Below are 15,599 nucleotides of genomic sequence, written 5' to 3' on the forward strand. Positions count from 1 at the left end.
TTAATCCACAGAAAATTTGGCCAATTGGACCTCTTCCCCTACTTCTTGTAAACGAACTAGAAACTCCTCTTTTCTTTGATTGGGTTTTCCAAAGTTGTACTCCACAGTACATTTTAGAAAAGTTGCCGATGTATTGGCAGGGGTTCTGTTCCCGTCATAAGTGACGTTCAAAATCCATTCTCCCTTGGTATCGGAACCAACAATTTCAAATTGTTCGGTGGAATTTCCATTTTCCAGTTCATCCAAGATTCTTTTTCGATCTCCTACTTCAGTATGTTCCCAAGTGAAAAATCGTTTCTGCGGATTTACGAACTGTACGGAAAATTCTGCGTCAGGTTGGTTCCAATCCAAGACCAATCGGGCATTATAGGTAAGGTTGTTGTGGTATTTTGGGTTGACTTTTGAAATATCCAATTGCGCTCTATGTGTGTTCACCAGGTTTCGAACCTCTGTCCCCACCACCTTTTCCATTCCCCTAAAATTCAATTGCGGGTTGGCATCGCCCGTTAGCATCCCATTGTACATATTGAGTGCTTCTTGATAGTTCCCCAACTGTTCCTGTGCCATAGCCACATCCATATACGACTGGATTTTGTTGGGAAATACTTCGAACATTCGATTGGCCGCCAAAAGGGCCATATCATGATTTTTAATTTCCACGGACCGCAGATATAGGCTTCTCAAAGTACCATAATCGGTATCCTCATTCTCCAACACATTGGATAAAATACGTAAGGCAATTTCTGGACTGGTCCCATAAAAGAAATTGGAGACATCCAAGAAATACGATGGTTCATTTTGATATTTTGCCCTTTGGACAAGATAGATATCATATGCTTCCCGGATGTTTTTGCCCCCTTTTAGTTCCTTTAAATATGGAGTGACCAAGGTTTTGGCATTCACCTTGATTTTTTCTTCGTAGATGTTATCCGTCAAACGGGCCAAGTCTTTCTTTTCACCAGTTTGTTTGGCATAAGTTGCTGTTTTTGTGGTAATCAACAATACTCCGTTGGCTCCCAAGCTCCCATATTTATTGGTAGCAGCCAAACCTTTTAAAACCGTTATATCCGCTATGTTTTCCGGATTTACAAAATCTGTACTGTACACCACTCCACTGTGTGACCCGGATTGTCTCAGAGGAACCCCATCGACCACGATCAGACCATAAACATTTCCCAAAATGGTATTTCGTGGACGCATTTTAACTTGACTTAAATCTTCATTGATGCCCAGATTGACACCAGAAAATTTTCCTTGCACGGCCATATTTACGGTGGATGCAGCATCGGGAATATCGTCTTCAGTAATGGATTGAACGGCATAACCCACGGCATCCTTGTTCTCTTCCCCATAAGCCGTGTTTATCTTTTCTTCGGGTTCTGCTTTTCTTTCACTGACCACTACTTCCTGTAGCTGCACACCTCCATCACCCAATGAAAAATTCATGGTCTTGGAATCCCCTAAAACCTGTTTTTCCATTTTGTTTCCATACACCGCAATAAGTGTATCCCCGGGCTTCCCATCAATCCTAAAACCTCCTTTGTCGTCGGATTTCACTTTTCCCTCTTCATTACCTTGGATATAGACTTCGGCATTGGACAAACCAGCAGTACCGCTTAAAATGGTTCCAGAATATTCCTCAATGGGGTCTATGGATTCATCCATCTCTTTCTTTTCCATAAAATTTACCACATCACCATTATTCATGATGGATAATAAATTAAGGCTTCCCCTATCAAAATTTTTGCTGCTATTAACAATGAACAATTTTCCTCCAAAGTTGGGGGTACTTGTTCCTAAATTCTGTTTTCCGTCTGTGAACAAAAACACGGTGCCACCAGTTACATAATTCCCCAAGGATGCATAGGAAGTAGCACCATCATAGGAAAATCCTTGGAGTTTTTCTTTAATGTCGGTCCAACTTCCCGCTGAAACCGTAAAGTCATACTTTGATAGAATTTGATCACTAAAGGTCAGAACAGTAACCTTGGCGTTCTGTACTGTTTTAAAGTAGGTGTCCAAAAAATAAAAATCCTTATCCAAGTCCCTATTCTGCATGGACAGGGACACATCCCAGCAGATGGTAATATTCTCAGGGTTTTGCGCCTGTACATGGGTTCCCAAAAGCAACCCAAACGTGAGAATGAATATGGATAAAAACTTTCCCATTTTTAAAATGTTGTTATGGAGCCACCATTCTTGATTTGGAAAAGAGCTTGGTTGATATTCTTGGCGGTAAGTTTAAAAACTTTGATTTCCTTACGCTGGTTTTTGGTGCCAAAATCATAGAAGATGGTGGCCTTGAGATATGAAGGCGTCAAGCTTTTGTTTCCCAAATATTTCACATTTACCGTCCAATTGCCTTGAATGGGTTTATAGAACAGGTAATCTTCCGATGAAAATCCGCTGGTTTTCTCTTCTTGAATTCGCTCTGCATTGGAAAACATCGTATGCTCCCATAAATAATATTGATTCTCCGGGTTAACCAACTGAAGTTCAAACTCTGCCTCGCTGTTGTTCCATTCAAGCAACAACCGGACACCATCAAAATCCTCAGCTTCTGTTTGGACAACACTGGTACTCCCCATTAGGGAACCTTGCCGGGCAAATAAGCTATTCACATCTCTTTTAATGATGGGTGTGAAGGTTTTGGAGGAATCCAAAAGCGATTTCTCCACTAAATCAAAATAGCGTGCATACAGGACCATTGCACTTTCCACCGCGCCCATATTTTCATAGCTTCTTGCCAGGTCTGAATAGGATTGGGCATAATGGGGCCTCATGGCGAAAATTTGTTTATATAGGTCACTGGCCCATTCGTATTGGTTCTGCTGTTCCAACAGATATGCCAATGCCTTGAGCACTGTAGGATCGGTGGCGAACTTGTTTTCAATTTCTTCCCCAATGCTTTTTTGCATCCCACCGTCTTTCCGCTTTTCACCAAAAAAGGAAAACATATCCAAATAGAAAAAAGGAGAAGCTTGATACTTTTTCTCCAGTTCTTGATACAGGGCAACAGCTTCTGTTTCACTAGCGGCCACCGACACTTCCTCTATATATTTTGGGTCTGCCATCTTGGAAATGGCCACGGCACTTCCTTTTTCAAAGTAATTATCACGACGTCGGGCCAAATCATAGGGTTTGTTCGTTCCCGGCTCTCTTGTAGCGTAATTGCCCGTTTTCGTGTTGATTACTATGACTCCACCTGCCGATCCCGTTCCATACTTGGAAGCTCCCGCCAAACTGCCAATCACTGCCACTCGCTTTATGTTGTTGGGAAGAACAAAAGTTGGTGCCGTTCTATATATCATACCATCCACTTCATAAATGGCGCTTTGGCCCAAAAGTTTCTTCATGGTATTAAGATACATCACCGGGATATTTGGGTCATCAGGTGATGGTTCTATAATCACCCCTGGAAGTCTTCCTTGAAGTGCCCTAACCAAATCAATGGCTGCCGGGTTGAGCTCATCCCCATCAAAAATTCGTAAAGAATACCCAACCCTATCCTTATCCAAAATACCGAATCCGGTTTTAATCAGGTTTTTATTGGATTCATACTCATACAACAGCTCTTTTTGCGTTTTCTTTTTTTTCTTGGTCACCACCACTTCATCCAATTGCTCAATATTGGGATACATGGTAACGTTTAAGACCGAGGTGATGTCTTCCACGATGATTTCAACGGTTCGCATACCCACATAGCTATATACCAAAGTCTGACCTTCATCCACATAAATTTCATAGGTTCCATCCGCATTGGACTGCACACCTGTGTCTGTATCCTTCACGGAAATATTGACATTGGATATGGGTGATACTCCATCCGATACCCTACCCCAAACCTTCTTTATCTGGGATTGGGAAAAAACCATTGAAAAAGAAAACAGGAAAAGAGAGAACACTGTAGTACGAAGCATGGCGATGTGTTTTTTGACTGATTTCCTACAAGTTAAAAATAATATTTAAATATTTAGTTATCTGGGTTTTACGAATTAAAATCGTATCATAGAAATTCAAATATTAAAGGGATAAACGACCACGTCCCTAGGCTTGGTCGAAGTAAAAATGTGGTTTCACATGGTACAGGTCAATAGCCCTGCTGTGGTTTTATCCTCGGAATCAACAACAACTCGGTCTGCCGGCCATTTACATACCTAAACCCATTCTCTCCATAAAAACCAGCCTCTTCCAGCATAATTCGGATGTCTCGTTTCCATTCGGGAATGTTTACGGTAGCATTCAGTTCTATGGCATAAACCGTATTGGAGTTCAATGGGTAGTTTTCACCATCATCCTTCATGACCCCTCCTTGGGCATCCCACATACCAATAGTAGTCCCTGCTGAGTGACCATAAGCTCCCAACGGATGGGTGTAAATGGCTGGTTGCAGCCCATTATCCTTGGCATCTTGCAAAGCTTTGGCCAATATTTGGTTTCCTGTTCTTCCCTTGATCATGTTTTTGGTGAGGAAATCCTGTACGCGGTTTCCGTCGTACAAGGCATTCACCAAAAAGGAAGGCGCTTCCGTTTCCCCTGGTTTCAGCACATAGGCCAATTCCTGGCAATCCGTATTGAGGCGCATATAGGTGATTCCAAAATCGCAATGCAATAGGTCTCCGGGCAGTATCACCATATCATCTGGGCGTCCCGAAAAGGAATATAAATGGCCCACCAACGCTTCACTATCCCGCTGGATGTCGACCGTTGGATGAAACCAGGTTTCCAGACCCAGATCAGTCACTTTTTGCCGCATCCACCATTCTACCTCGGTAGTTGTGGTTATACCGGGAGTGATTACCTTTTCGGAAAATGCTTCTGCAATGATATCATGGGTTATATCTACCAATTGGTCGTAGATGACCATTTCACGTTCGGTACGGGTTTCGATCCAACGTACGGCCAATGGTTCGGCGGAAACCACTCTTGAATGGAACTTTTTGGGCAAGTTGGCCATGAAACCATCGTAATCTGTTTTGTCCAAACCATCTGCAATGTTGTGGTCTTTGGAGAAGTTCAATCCAATTTTATTTGGGTTTCGCTCTGCGATCAATTCCATTAACCGCTTCCATTGATCGGGTTCCTTTTCCTTGTCCCAAGCCGAAACAATACTTTTTCCTACATTATAACGTGCCACGGCGAGCTTGTCCATGGTGTTCTTTTCCTTATCCCGATAAAACAGTAGAATGGTCCTTCGCCTTGCGTTCAACCAAGTAGCCGGAAGCATGGTACGCAGAACCGGGTCTTCATTGTATTCCCTTGAAATCAAAACCCACATATCCACACCCACATCATCCATCAATTTTGGAAGTAGGTTCGTAAACCGATCTTCCAGCAATTCGTCCACCACCCGAGCGCGTTCCACTTCGGGAAGGATTTGTTGGGATTGCAATACACAACATGAAAAGATGCCAAGGATGGTAAAAAGTCTGTTCATAGGGTCGATTTTGGATGAAGTTACAAAATCCATCCATATTCCATTAAAATGGTATCGAGGATTACCCAACACAAAAGAAAGCTGTTTTCTTACTAAAAATCAAATGCTTATATTAGGAGTCAAGGAAAACTCCCCCGATAAACTAAACCAAGGATGAAGAAAGTTTGCTTTTTACTTCTATTTGTTTGCGCTGTAGGTTGGTCTCAAACAAAAATTGAGGGGGTTGTCGTTGATAAAGCCACCCAAGAACCATTACCCTTTTCCACAATTACCGTTTTTGGAGAGGATACCCATCACACCATCACCAATGAGGATGGTAAATTTGCCGTGGATGGTCATATCCAAAAAGATTCAATGGAAGTACGGCATTTAGGGTTTAAAACAAAAATAGTGGCCTTGACCTACTTTACGGATGAGTCCAAACTTTTTTTGGAGCCCGATGTTTCCTCCCTACAGGAAGTTGTGCTCACCGCTGGCGAGGACAAAGAATATCCATACAGGTTATTGGATAATATTGTTCAAAAGTACAGACAACAAGGGGAAACCACTCCGAGTAAGGCCTTTTTGACCCTAACCTCCGCTGTGAGAGGCATCCCCCTCGAACAGATAGAAGGTTTTTACAACAGTGAGCAAAGTCTTTCGGGAGGCATTACAGAGCTAAAGGTCAAAAGCGGACGATTTGGCCTCAACAAATCTTTTGCGTTTTATAGTCTGGACAACACCCAGATTTTAAGTGATTTTACCTTTTTCGAGGAAACCGGTCAGATATTGCCCGATCACCCTGGCAATATGGACTACAATGCCCTCAAAAGAAAGTATACCGTACGAATTGACGATTGCAGTTCGTGCACCCAAGAAGAAGCATCTATTTCTTTTACACCTAAAAACCCAAATGGAAGGTTGTTCTATGGAAAAATGATCGTGGATTATGAAAACTTGATTGTCAAGAAAATTGAACTTGGCATCAAGGACCCCGTAACCAATGCCCTGACCTCCATAAATGAAACTGTCTCCCTGACCCCAATGGAAATTGGGTTCAATATTGTTTTCAATCCTTTGGATTATGGGAAAATCCAATATTTGGATTTCTCCTTTCAGATGAATTACACCACGGAAAGTATTTCGGAAATCATCAATTCACGAACATTCATCTATTTCTATGATTACAATAAATCGTTTGAGGAACCTTATTTTACAAAGGACATTTCCTTTAGTAATGATTATGATAAAATAATCGCCCTACAGGCATCCGATGATTTTTGGGAAACCAATTACCAATACCCAAAAAGCTTCAATGACCAAAGATCTTTGGATTATATGAAAGAAAAAGGATACCTGATCAATTATGACAGCTATATTCCCATCGAAGATTTGGCCTATGCGCGACCTTCCGTGCTTTCATGGCAAGAAGACAAACGTTTTGCATGGGACCATTTAAGGGAAGAAACCGAAGAGGTTCCCAAAGGGATTCAAGGTGATAACGAATATAAAACGGGAAAGAGCTATGATTCCCCCTTTCAGGTTCTACGGAAAACCTCGGGGCCCAAAGGAAGAAACCAGATCAATATCGGTTATATGCTGGATATGTACTGGGATTGGAACGGAAATAGAAAGATTATAGGAAGAACCCTTATGGATATCAACTCTTCCGAGTTTCATCATGAGCATACCAGAAACAAACTTATTTACATTAATCTGCTCTTTGATATCTATGAGATATATAGACAGTTGGCCAATTCCCGAATCAAGGATGGGATGACCTTTGACGAAATGAAAGCCATTTACGATGAGGTTTACGATGGCGCCAATGCCGAAGCTAAAAACATGAGGAAGGAAACCGATCATGGGGATGACCTTGAGGCATTGCGCAAATGGAACGGTAGAATAAAATCACGTTTGAAGATTGATAATTTTGCACTTATGCGATGATTACCAATTTCTTAAGTAAAAAATTCCTTCCTCAAAAAGAGTTTGAAACTATTTCCCTAATGTTCCTATGGAAGTATTGATTTTCACCAAACCATTCCCTTCATATTCTTGGGTTAATTTTAGTACCCGGGTTTCCGAACGCTGCGTGGGGAGTCCATAATTGAAATAACTGGTAATCCTCAAGTAGGTAGGGGTTTGGGTCTCACTTTCATAATAAAGTAAGTTCAATAACCACTCACCTGACACATTTTCATCCAGAAAAAATTGAGTACTGGCATATCCCCTATCCGTTTCATCATCATGGGATTTTACTTCCCATGTCTTGAATGAAGACTCGGGATCCTCCAATTGGAACCCAATCTTGACATCAGGGTTGTTCCAAGACAAAGCGATTCGGGTATGGGAAATCTCTCCTCCCATTCCTTCGCTTATTTTTTCCCAGCTCGGTCTTTCTTTATTGGACTTCACGTATCCATAAGAATCCGTGGTCATGAACAAATCTGCGCCATATGCATCAAAAGGAAGGTCATTCCCTCTTATGGCTTTATAATCCTCATACGTCTTGGAAACTTTTTTATAGTTCATTCTTTCCGCGTAGGCCTGTGCAACATCACAATAGGATTGTGCGGATAAGGGGTCTTTCTCCAATACTTCAAGGAAAATCTCCAAAGCCTTATCATGTTTGCCCAACATGGCATATCTATAGGCCAAACCTCTCAAAGCAGGTATGTTTTGCGAAAATTCTTCATGAACTTCCTTTAAGATATTGTTGGCTTCCTTTTCATCTTTCCAACGTACTCGAAAATAATAAGCCATATCCATTAGAAAATACGAATCCTTCAAGTAATCTCCTTTGCTCGTTTGGAGCAACTCCATTGCCGCTCCTTCCGAGGCAATGGTCCCAAAGGCTTCCATATACTCCGGAATTGCGGGTACATAATCCGCTCCCTCAAACAAGTTGTTCATACTATTGCGAACATCGGCAGCGGTATAATCCTTGCCATACCCCATCGCATCCATTTCACTTTGGGCTTTGGTATTAATGATGATCACCCCTCCAATAGCTCTTGGCCCATAGCGGGTTACGGCAGCATTACGTTCCAATATGGCCACACGGTCAATATCCGAACCGGCCAAATAGGTTGGAGCCGTTTCCTGCACAAAACCATCCACATCAAAAATAGCCCTGGGTTGAGAAGACCGAAGGGAATCACCGGCCACATCCTGAAAAGAGATTCTGCGTAAATACACGTTCACTTCACCATACGGAGCTTCTGGAGGCCGAACCACCCGCATATTAAGGTTAAAATTCTGCAAAGACGCCAAAAAATCCGCACCCACCGGCAACAGATTATCACCATCAATAATTTCCAGGGCCGTGGAAGAACGATCCTTGTCCAAAATGCCCATTGTGGTCTTGATCAAATTTTTATTGGTGGCATACTCTACCAACAAGTCCTGTCTGGTCTTACGCTTGGTCTCTTCCACAACCACCTCTTTCAACTTTGTGGTTCTGGGTGAAAGGATGATTTTAAATCTTTCTTCAATTTCCAGTATCTCCATTTCCACATTGCCATACCCTACCGCGGAAAACACCAACACTTCCCCTGTGTCGGCATTTAAAGAGAACCTTCCTTCCGTATCGGTCTGTACCCCACGCTCCGTACCTTTTACCAAAACGTTCACATCTTCTATAGGGGTTTCCCAAACATCGGTGACCTGCCCGGAAACCATCCTATCCGTGGCTTGGGGGTAAAGTGGCAACACCGCACACAAAACCAATAACAATAGTGTATTTTTCATTTTTTAGAGATTTCAATGATATAACTGGTTATAAATCAATCGGGGAACTTTATGAAGATATGAAAAAAAAGCTTACACAGTGTAAGTAAGTTCCTGTGTTTCACTACGCAATATTTTTCCCGTTTTGGTTTCAATGAATTTGGGAACGCAATAAACGACTTTAGGCACCTGGAATTTTTGTAGCGTTTCGAGGGATTTTATTTCTTGAAGGAGCTGCTTCACATCATACTTTCCTTCCACGATTAAAACCAAACGCTGTCCCAATTTTTCATCTGGCTCACCTGCTACAAAAAAACGTGAATTCATGAGATGTGCCAATTTTCTCTCAATCTGTTCTGGGACCAACTTTATCCCTCCCGAATTTATTATGGAATCGAACCTGCCCAACCACTGAAAGGTATTTTCTGAAACAATGTCCACCAAATCATTGGTCACTATGGCCTCCGCTGCAATAGCAGGAGCTTCTATGACCAAACATTCCCTCTCATCCTTTGAGATGTTAACCCCGGGAAGTGTTTTAAAAAAATCGGAGCCTTCGGGGCCGTTAATGGCTTTTATGGCAATATGCGTCACGGTTTCGGTCATGCCATAGGTTTCATAACAGTTGGTGCCAAGGGTGTCAAGGTTTTTTTTAAGAGCAGCATTCACCGGTGCCCCCCCAATGATCAAGGTACGAACCTGCCCCAATTGTTCCAGTGAGTTTTGCACTTGAAGTGGAACCATGGCCGCGAAATCATATGGTTTGTTGGTATGGGACAAGGGTGTGGAGGTAGGTTCCACATAATCCAATTGCCAACCCAAGACCATGGCCCTAACCAACATCATTCTACCGGCAATTCCTGAAAAAGGTAGACAAAGCAGGGCCGTACGCCCCGCATCCAAGTTGAAATATTGACCGGTAGCCTTGGCCGAATTGACCATATGCTTCTTTTTTAAATGGATTTTCTTGGGGGCTCCCGTAGATCCCGAGGTGAAAACCTCCAGTATCGGATTTCCTGAAAGCCAATCCAATAAAAAATCACCCATGGAGCTTTCAAAAGTACTACCCTCTTTGACCAAGCTATACCCCACTTCCCAGAGCTCAGCATGGGAATATGGAATGCCATTGAGCTTAAACTCTGGATGGATATTATGCCATATCGGATTCGCCATGGGTCAATGCTACAAATTCCTCTTTGGTCATTACCTTTCCGAACAATCGCTGTTTCCAGTTTTTCCACCCATATTTCCTGGAGAAGAACCATAACAATAAAGGGAAGATCACAAACACGGGAATGAGCACATCCCATCCCAAGGCTGGTTCGGAAATATCTTTATAAATGGAATTGGTTTGAAAAGCTGTCCAATCCGCCGTCACCAATAAAGCGGTTATTAAATTGTTGGCGGCGTGGAAACCCAAGGCCAGTTCCAGCCCTTCATCCATCAAGGTGAGGATTCCCAAGAAAAAACCGGTACCAATATAATAGACCAAAATGCCATGCCCCAGCTTTTCAACTTCCGGATTGGCAATATGCATCAAACCAAACAAAGTGGAGGTTACCACCAAGGGCACCCATCTGTTCTTGGCCAATATACCAAGACCCTGCATCATATGTCCCCTAAAAAGGTACTCCTCGAAACTGGTCTGCATGGGAATCAGGACCACCCCAATAATGGCCAACGGAATAAATTTGGCCCAATCAAAATTGAGCACATATTTATCCGGGGAAGCGTAAATATCTATTCCTGTCAGAAGTATCGTCAATATAGTCCATAAACCAAAAGAAAAAAAAATCCGTTTCCAATCCACCTTTTTTCTAGAGGTGGTCAATGAGGTTATGGACTGCCTGTGGACCAGATAGGTCCACCCCAACACCACCAGCAAGCCTGCTGACAAGGGTAGCAATAGAAAAATCAACACCACATTGGAACCCATCTGTTCTATCAACTGCTGCATGGTATCCTCAACACTTATGGGTGAATTGACTGTGGCGATATAGTTGATTATCATAAAACCGATAAATGCCAATGGGATCACAAAATATTTCCATAACCCAATTTCTCCTTTATAGCCTTGTTCTATATACATAAACTCTTGATTAAATCTTTCTTCCAATTCTTATTCGACTTATAATACAAATTGCCGTGTCCCACTTCCAACGGGCTCTCAAAATTGTTGGTATACAAACTTCCCGTGCCCAAACCCTGTGGCATTTGGTTGCCCAAGGTATAGGTCCATTGCGCAATGGCATTTAGTCCGATGTTACTCTCCAAGGCACTGGTGACCCACCACCCGATTCCTTGTTCTTTGGCCAAATCAATCCATTCCAAACTCCCGGAAAAACCTCCTACCAAACTTGGTTTCAATATTATATATTGGGGTTGTATGGTTTGTAGCAGTTCTTCCTTTTCCGTTACATCGAAAACACCAATGAGCTCTTCATCCAAAGCAATGGGCAAGGGGGTGTTTTTGCATAAAACTGCCATCTCCACAGATTGACCAGCCTTGATGGGCTGCTCTATGGAATGCAATTGGTATTCGGATAACCGTTGGAGTTTTCCCAAAGCTTCATGAGGTGTAAAAGCACCGTTGGCATCTACCCGAAGTTCTATTTCATCTGGACCAAAATTTTTATGGATACTTTCCAAAATGGCGATTTCCTTCTCGAAATCCAAGGCCCCTATCTTCATCTTGATGCAGCGGAACCCTTCCTCCAATTTCTGCTCCAATTGGGAAAGCATAAAGGATTCGTCCCCCATCCAAATCAAACCATTGATGGATATGGGTGCTTCTTCTTGAGTGAATTCCGAAGGGAACAATTCAAATGGATTCGAGGACTTTAATGAGCGAAAAGCCTGTTCCAGTCCAAACTGAATGGAAGGAAACTCTTGGAGCCTATTTAGTAGTTCCACCTCACTTAAATGGATATTATCGCAAACCCAGGCAAGTTGCTCTTCGTATTCGGGGACATCGTCCACACTCAACCCCCTTAAAATACCGCATTCCCCAATTCCAAGATGGTCTTTTTCTTCGAGAATCAAAAACCAGGTCTCCTTTTGGGTAAGAATGCCGCGGGAGGTCCCGCTGGGTCTTTTAAAGTCAAGGGTGTACTTTGTATACTGTGCTTTCATCCAATGGTATCAAATGTAACCATTTTAGGAAGCCCAAGCAGTAAAGATCTTAGCTAAAGTTGAACCAGAACCGCACCCCTTCATTGTCCCTATCAATATTTAATTTGGATTGAAGCTGGTTTACAAGTCTGTTCATCAGTCGGATACCCATGGAGGAATGGGCACGCTCCTCGGCATCTTCCGGAAGTCCTACCCCATTGTCGGTATATTCAAAATAGCCTTGATCTCCATTTTTTCTGAGATGGATATAAATTTTTCCATTCTCATCATTCTCCGGAAACGCATATTTAAAGGAGTTCGAGACCAATTCGTTCAAAATCAATCCAAATGGAATGGCTCGGTCTATATCCAGTTCGGTGCCTTCAGCATCAATGGTAATGCTGATGTTGTGTCCACCTTTCTTATAAACGGATTGTACGCTATTGATCAAACTTTCAATATATCCCTGCATTTCAATTACGGAAAGGTCATCGTTCTGATACAACTTTTGGTGGATCAATGCCATGGCCTTTACCCTGCTCTTTCCTTCTTCCAAGGCCTCAATGGCTGCCTTGCTCCGCGTATTTTTTGTTTGCAGGCTCAAAAGACTGGAAACCATCTGAAGGTTGTTCTTTACCCTATGGTGAATTTCCTTCAACAGGGAATCTTTTTCGATAAGCGCGTTCTCGATGATGTGGTTCTGTTCCGCGATCAACCGTTGGTTTTTAATACTCTTTACATAGGCATATACCAATCCGGCAAAACCAAGCAAAGTGAAAATCAAGGAAATGAACACTAGGTTGATGCGCTCGTCCTTGGCCTTCATCTCACTACGTGCCAATTCGTTGATCCTTTTTTGTTCATCGATCAAGCGTTGGGAGTTTTCCAAATCCTCATTGGCCACTATGGTCACTAATTGTTGCTTGATGATGGAAGATTGTTTTTGCGCTAGGGAATCTTTTATCCGTTCATTGCGCTTATAGTACATGGCGGCATTTTTGTAATTCTCCACCTTATCGTAATAGGCAGCCAACAAGCTGTTTCGTTTGATGCTTTGGAGTATGCCAATATTCTCAAAATCGACATCCAGACTTTTCTTGGCTTCCGAGTAACGCTCCAATTGAAGGTTGGCATCGGCCAAATAAAGCGTGTTTTCGATGATTTCGTTTCTGTGCGCATTTTTCGGAGAAGCCTCCAAGGCTTCAATACTACCCTTGAGCAAAGGAATGGCTTGCTCGTATTCCCCCAACATGACGTGGCATTTGGCAATATTACCTTCGATATCCGCTTTTAGCAAATCACTCTCAAATATCTCCGCTTCACTCTTTTGTACCGAAATGTCATTGAGATAGACATCCAAATAGGCTTTTGCCTTTTTCAACTCACTTAAAGCAGTTGGGGCCGAGTTGTCCAATCTCAGGTAATTGCCCACTTTGCTGTGGTATTTGGCCAACCCATAGGAATCATTGTCCGCTATGGTGGGTTTTACCTCCATGATGTATTGGTTCCGAGCCTTTCGGTACAGTCCCAAGTTGCTGTAAATATCATAAAAGGCCACATTTTCCGTAATGCCCATTTCCCGCTTCTGCTTACGGATTTCAATTTGCTTGTCGTACAATTGGAGGTTGGCATAATTGTCATCCAAGACGTCCAAAACAATTTTCTGAGATTCAGTGTCCAGGGAATCCTTGGCAAAATAGAGTTCCTTGGCCAGTGCGGTACTTTTATCATATTCCCCAAGATCATTGTATATCTGGGCCTGCATAACCTGATACAGCCTTGTAGCTATAGTGTCATTGGTCTTTTGGGCATTGGAGAGGTATATTTTTACAGTATCCAGCCAATCGTATGCCGAATGCTCCTGGTACCTGTTCACGGAATTGAAAAAGACATTGAACCTCCCAGATGGGGTGTTTATATCCTGAAATTCCTTTAGGGTATTGGGTTCTTCACCAGTGATGGATTGCGCAGAACCACTGAATAGGAAAGCAAAGTATATGGTGGCAAATAAGAATCTTACGTAACGTCCCATTAATCTATTAAATATATCGACCTTGGGAATTACCCTCAAGGTCCATACTATTGTTTGTGCCCTTTTTCATGTCCCCATTACGCAAAACGGTAAATCTGCCTAAGCCTTAAAAATGAAGCTTTGCAATGCAAGTATGGGGTATATAAAGAACGCTAGTTTACCCCCAAAATTAAATCCAAACGGAAAGACTTGCCCACCAATGTTGTGAAACCCCAAATTTCTGTTGTGAAACTACCCTTTGGTTATGTGAAAGGGTCTTTTGTCGATGTTTTGTGCATTTCATGGATTTTCAGAAGTCATGGCACATGTACAAAACTAAAAAAGGCCTTGCCAATTTTGAACAAGACCCTTTTACGAGAACACTATATGAAAATGAAAAAATTACTTTCTGAATTAATTACACTGCTAAAGTACCGGCATCCTTCCAAAGCATGAAAACTTTGTTGTGAACCGGTTGAAAGTTGTGGTCATGTATTTAAAAAAGATTGTTGCATAAAAAAAGTGCCCTATTGGGCACTTTATCATATCATATGTTTCCTCAACTATTAACTGTTCATTGAGGAGAGAATAAACTCTTTGAAATCCTTGGAAATGGGAATCAGGTTGTTATTGATCATAATATCCTTGGAGTTGATGGCATCTATATGGTCCACATTCACGATGTAGGATTTGTGTGCCCTGTAGAATTTGTTCTTGGGCAATTTCTCCAAATAATCCTTCAAGGGAGAACGTACCAAGAATTTCTTGTCCACCGTATTGACTTCCAAATACACGTTGTCCGCTTTGATAAACTGGATGTCACCAAACTGGATTCGGTAATACAAATGCTGCTTTTTGACGAATATGGAATCCTTGAGTACTGAATTGGAGGTAATGGTATCTCCATCCTCACTATCCGTTTCCTTTATTTCCGCCTTTTTTGAATAATTAAAGTTGGAAAGGGCTATTTCTATGGAAGTATATAAATCTTGTTGCTCAAATGGCTTTACCAAATACCCATCCGGTTTTACCGTTTTGGCATTTTCAACCGTGGCCCTATCGGAGTTGGAGGTCACAAAAATGAATGGAATATTGTACACATCACGAATATGCTTTCCAAGATCTATCCCTGTTTTGTCAGAAGCCAAGATAATGTCGATCAAAACCAAGTCTACATGGTTGTTCTTCAATACCTCAACGGCTTGCTCGTAAACAATGACATTGTCCACGATCTCATAACCAATCTCTTCCAACATGGACTGCATATCATCTGCAATGATGACGTTGTCCTCTACAATTAAAATTTTAATCGGTTGCTCCACGTTCCTT

Annotated in this window: 10 protein-coding genes; 1 reads left to right on the plus strand and 9 read right to left on the minus strand. The window is 42.1% G+C overall.

The window, feature by feature from the left end; genetic code table 11:
* The 3 genes from DN53_RS11260 to DN53_RS11270 form a co-directional block, all read right to left on the minus strand.
* On the minus strand, positions 1-2,169 hold the full coding sequence (locus DN53_RS11260) for a TonB-dependent receptor plug domain-containing protein (protein ID WP_129654385.1): 2,169 nt from the start codon (positions 2,167-2,169) through the stop codon (positions 1-3).
* Positions 2,170-2,171: 2 nt separating this feature from the next.
* Positions 2,172-3,920, minus strand: coding sequence for a carboxypeptidase-like regulatory domain-containing protein (locus tag DN53_RS11265; RefSeq protein WP_129654386.1), 1,749 nt, complete (start codon positions 3,918-3,920; stop codon positions 2,172-2,174).
* Between the two features lie 170 nt (positions 3,921-4,090).
* On the minus strand, positions 4,091-5,437 hold the full coding sequence (locus DN53_RS11270) for a M24 family metallopeptidase (RefSeq protein WP_129654387.1): 1,347 nt from the start codon (positions 5,435-5,437) through the stop codon (positions 4,091-4,093).
* A 153-nt stretch (positions 5,438-5,590) separates the two neighbouring features.
* Between DN53_RS11270 and DN53_RS11275 the strand changes: the two genes are divergently transcribed.
* The gene (locus tag DN53_RS11275; RefSeq protein ID WP_129654388.1) at positions 5,591-7,366 is read left to right on the plus strand and encodes a carboxypeptidase-like regulatory domain-containing protein; all 1,776 of its coding nucleotides are present in this window, start codon (positions 5,591-5,593) and stop codon (positions 7,364-7,366) included.
* 48 nt (positions 7,367-7,414) lie between these two features.
* Here the strand turns inward: DN53_RS11275 and DN53_RS11280 are convergent, their stop codons facing one another.
* From DN53_RS11280 to DN53_RS11305, 6 genes are all read right to left on the minus strand, one after another.
* A complete protein-coding gene (locus DN53_RS11280) occupies positions 7,415-9,169 on the minus strand; it encodes a carboxypeptidase-like regulatory domain-containing protein (protein ID WP_129654389.1) in 1,755 nt (584 codons plus the stop codon).
* 72 nt (positions 9,170-9,241) lie between these two features.
* Positions 9,242-10,321: an AMP-binding protein gene (locus tag DN53_RS11285; RefSeq protein WP_129654390.1), complete on the minus strand. Its 1,080-nt coding sequence runs from the start codon at positions 10,319-10,321 to the stop codon at positions 9,242-9,244.
* The gene (locus DN53_RS11290; RefSeq protein WP_129654391.1) at positions 10,299-11,237 is read right to left on the minus strand and encodes a CPBP family intramembrane glutamic endopeptidase; all 939 of its coding nucleotides are present in this window, start codon (positions 11,235-11,237) and stop codon (positions 10,299-10,301) included. Before DN53_RS11290 ends, DN53_RS11285 begins: the two co-directional genes overlap by 23 nt.
* Entirely contained in the window at positions 11,228-12,280 is a 1,053-nt protein-coding gene (menC, locus tag DN53_RS11295) for an o-succinylbenzoate synthase (protein ID WP_129654392.1), read from the minus strand. Before menC ends, DN53_RS11290 begins: the two co-directional genes overlap by 10 nt.
* 49 nt (positions 12,281-12,329) lie before the next feature.
* Entirely contained in the window at positions 12,330-14,291 is a 1,962-nt protein-coding gene (locus tag DN53_RS11300; RefSeq protein WP_129654393.1) for a sensor histidine kinase, read from the minus strand.
* Positions 14,292-14,836: 545 nt separating this feature from the next.
* Positions 14,837-15,592 (minus strand): LytR/AlgR family response regulator transcription factor, encoded by a 756-nt coding sequence (locus DN53_RS11305; protein WP_129654394.1) that lies wholly within the window; start codon positions 15,590-15,592, stop codon positions 14,837-14,839.
* Positions 15,593-15,599 lie beyond the last annotated feature (7 nt).

It is taken from the genome of Flagellimonas olearia (genome assembly GCF_004150225.1).
Lineage (GTDB): Bacteria > Bacteroidota > Bacteroidia > Flavobacteriales > Flavobacteriaceae > Flagellimonas > Flagellimonas olearia.

What these genes read in the sequence shown, in the direction of transcription:
- DN53_RS11260 (WP_129654385.1), bottom strand. Translation starts at nt 2,169, where the DNA reads ATGGGAAAGTTTTTATCCATATTCATTCTCACGTTTGGGTTGCTTTTG.
- DN53_RS11265 (WP_129654386.1), bottom strand. Translation starts at nt 3,920, where the DNA reads ATGCTTCGTACTACAGTGTTCTCTCTTTTCCTGTTTTCTTTTTCAATG.
- DN53_RS11270 (WP_129654387.1), bottom strand. Translation starts at nt 5,437, where the DNA reads ATGAACAGACTTTTTACCATCCTTGGCATCTTTTCATGTTGTGTATTG.
- DN53_RS11275 (WP_129654388.1), top strand. Translation starts at nt 5,591, where the DNA reads ATGAAGAAAGTTTGCTTTTTACTTCTATTTGTTTGCGCTGTAGGTTGG.
- DN53_RS11280 (WP_129654389.1), bottom strand. Translation starts at nt 9,169, where the DNA reads ATGAAAAATACACTATTGTTATTGGTTTTGTGTGCGGTGTTGCCACTT.
- DN53_RS11285 (WP_129654390.1), bottom strand. Translation starts at nt 10,321, where the DNA reads ATGGCGAATCCGATATGGCATAATATCCATCCAGAGTTTAAGCTCAAT.
- DN53_RS11290 (WP_129654391.1), bottom strand. Translation starts at nt 11,237, where the DNA reads ATGTATATAGAACAAGGCTATAAAGGAGAAATTGGGTTATGGAAATAT.
- menC (WP_129654392.1), bottom strand. Translation starts at nt 12,280, where the DNA reads ATGAAAGCACAGTATACAAAGTACACCCTTGACTTTAAAAGACCCAGC.
- DN53_RS11300 (WP_129654393.1), bottom strand. Translation starts at nt 14,291, where the DNA reads ATGGGACGTTACGTAAGATTCTTATTTGCCACCATATACTTTGCTTTC.